Genomic DNA, 2,742 nt, shown 5'->3' with positions numbered 1-2,742 from the left:
CTTAGCACTTTCAGCCTCTCTAACCTGCCCCTCTCTTATCCCGAACTGACGTTGAAATAGATGTCCGAGTAGCGCAGAGATGGCGATCGCCACCCCTACCCCCGCTCCCAGTGATAGGATGCACTGACGAAATAAGGTGCGATCGGCAATGAGTGCGCCCAACGCCAGTCCACGCAGGGGATTCATTAACGGCGCAATAATCAACGCTCCAATGATTACTGCGGCGCTGTGGGTTAACAGCCCCAGGGTCGCAATCACACAGGACGCCACCACTAATACCAAATAGTTGAGGTTCAAACTGGAATCGTCTAGGAGTTCTTGGTGAAGTTTATCGAGCGGTTCCACGCTGATGCGGTGTGGCATGGGTTCAGAGCCGTTGAAACAGATGGGTAAGTTTGGTATAAACGGATTCCAAAACTATACCGCTGTGGGTGCTGATTCAGTACCACCTTGCGGTGTTCTAAACCCATGCTCAAAAATAGAGTCGTTTGGCGGAATCTCCTCGTTGCGAGAAAACCCTAAAACTCCGCATTCAACGGTGTACGCGGGAACGGAATCACATCGCGAATGTTGGCCATCCCGGTTATAAACTGCACCAGGCGTTCAAACCCCAGCCCAAATCCAGCGTGCTCCACCGTACCAAAGCGACGCAGATCCAAATACCACCACAGCGACTCCTTCGGCATTCCCTGCGCCTCAATCCGCCGCTCCAGCACATCCAAACGCTCCTCCCGCTGCGATCCGCCAATAATCTCGCCAATACCCGGAGCCAGCACATCCATCGCCCGCACCGTCTTGCCATCATCATTCATCCGCATATAGAACGCTTTGATTTCCACCGGGTAATCCGTGACAATCACAGGCTTTTTAAACAGTTCCTCCGCCAGATAACGCTCATGCTCCGACTGCATATCCAAGCCCCAGGACACCGGAAACTCAAAGGTGCGATCGCTCTTTTCAAGCAGCTTGATCGCCTCGGAATAGGTGATCCGCTCAAACTGGTTGTTGAGGATATGCTCAGCATTAGACAGCACTGTATCGTTAATGCGCTGGTTGAAAAACTCCATATCCTCCGCGCACTGATCTAGCACCTTCGCAAAGACGTACTTGAGAAACTCCTCTGCCAAATCCATATTGCCGTTCAGGTCGCAGAAAGCCATTTCTGGCTCAATCATCCAGAACTCCGCCAAGTGGCGCGACGTGTTGGAATTTTCAGCCCGGAACGTGGGGCCAAAGGTGTAGACGTTGGTAAACGCCATCGCCATGATTTCCGCCTCGAGCTGACCACTCACCGTCAGGTAGGCCTGCCGTCCAAAGAAATCTTGCTCAAAGTCCACCGTTCCGTCCTTCTTCAGGGGCACATTCTTCAGATCTAGCCCCGTGACCGTAAACAGTTCACCCGCTCCCTCACAGTCACTCGCGGTGATGATCGGCGTGTGTACCCACAGGAAACCCCGCTCTTGAAAAAACTGGTGAACCGCATTAGCGCAGGCATTGCGAACCCGGAATACTGCGCCGAGGGTATTGGTGCGCGATCGCAAATGTCCAATAGTGCGGAGAAATTCAAACGAATGCCGCTTTTTCTGAAGGGGATAGGTTTCCGAATCGGATTCCCCGTGAATGGTGACATTGCTGGCTTTTAGCTCAATGCGCTGTCCCTTCGCAGGAGATTCCGCCACCACGCCATCAACGGCGATCGCCGCTCCGGTACTCATCCGCGCCAGGGTCGCTTCGTAGTCCGGTAGGGATTCATCGATCACCACCTGTAGTCCCGCCATCGACGAGCCATCATTCAACTCCACAAAGGAGAATCCCTTTTGCTCTCGCTTGGTGCGAACCCATCCTTGAACGGTCACCGCTTCATCCGGTTGACCATTCTTCAGCACATCAGCAACGCGGCGAATACTCATAGCTCGAAAATTGGGGTAGTAGCGTAACGTTTCTTCATTCACGATAGCCGTTGACGGGCACTTTCGCATCCCAAAAGAGCGATCGCCCCTTTTCCCATTCTCATTCACCAAAAGATCCCCAACTGAAGCTAAGATCCAGGCAGTTAAGGGCGATCGCCCCCCCACAAACACAGAACGATTTAACAAATGCTCACTTGAGATAGGGATAATGATAGCAATGGACGCACTGCAAACGGAAATCAGCGTATTCGGCGTTGGGTTAGGAATTGGGTTAATTGTGACTGTCCTCGTCTGGTTGGGCAAACGTCGCACCCAATCGTCCTTACGCAAAGAGATTGAAACCCTCAAGGGATATCTAAATACCCAAATGAGCATCAACTCTAAAGGCTATGAGGAACTGCGCAAAGAGGTAGAAACCCTGCGGAAACAGAACGAAAACCTGCGCGTGACCGTTGCCACCCTCTCCAATAAACCCGGACGGGCAGAACTAAAAACCCTCCACATCTGGGATCGAGCATTGCGGAGTTTAGTCGTATCCTCTCCAGGCTTCGCCCCCGCCTGGGAAGTCGCCCTCGCCGAAGCCCAGAAAAATGTTGAAGAAACCGATTCCGGGGTCAAAGCCCTCGTCCGCAAGGTATTTCCCATGTTGCCCCACGAGTCGAGCGCATCGACCTCCGACAGCACCGACGGATCATAAACTCAAACCTCAAAATTTAGGATCAGCCACAGTCTCTACCCACCAATACCGCTCCAAAAACTGGGCGATCGCGCAGGAACCGTTTCAATCCCTGCGGGTCGATTCCCCGCCGCTCTGCGGCGTAAAATGCCAGGA

General features: G+C 53.0%; 3 protein-coding genes. 1 reads left to right on the top strand and 2 read right to left on the bottom strand.

All coding sequences use genetic code 11. The annotated features are described in order from the left end of the window. Both IGR76_09160 and asnS read right to left on the bottom strand, forming a co-directional pair. The coding region (locus IGR76_09160; protein ID MBF2078675.1) for a DUF389 domain-containing protein at positions 1-363 on the bottom strand (363 nt) is incomplete at its 3' end. A gap of 155 nt (positions 364-518) precedes the next feature. Beyond that, the gene (gene asnS / locus IGR76_09155) at positions 519-1,910 is read right to left on the bottom strand and encodes an asparagine--tRNA ligase (protein ID MBF2078674.1); all 1,392 of its coding nucleotides are present in this window, start codon (positions 1,908-1,910) and stop codon (positions 519-521) included. Positions 1,911-2,127: 217 nt separating this feature from the next. Here asnS and IGR76_09150 point away from each other — a divergent pair, with 217 nt between their 5' ends. Further along, on the top strand, positions 2,128-2,607 hold the full coding sequence (locus tag IGR76_09150; GenBank protein MBF2078673.1) for a hypothetical protein: 480 nt from the start codon (positions 2,128-2,130) through the stop codon (positions 2,605-2,607). Positions 2,608-2,742 lie beyond the last annotated feature (135 nt).

This window comes from Synechococcales cyanobacterium T60_A2020_003 (genome assembly GCA_015272205.1).
Classification (GTDB): domain Bacteria; phylum Cyanobacteriota; class Cyanobacteriia; order RECH01; family RECH01; genus JACYMB01.
This window is presented reverse-complemented; position numbering and strand designations above follow the sequence as displayed.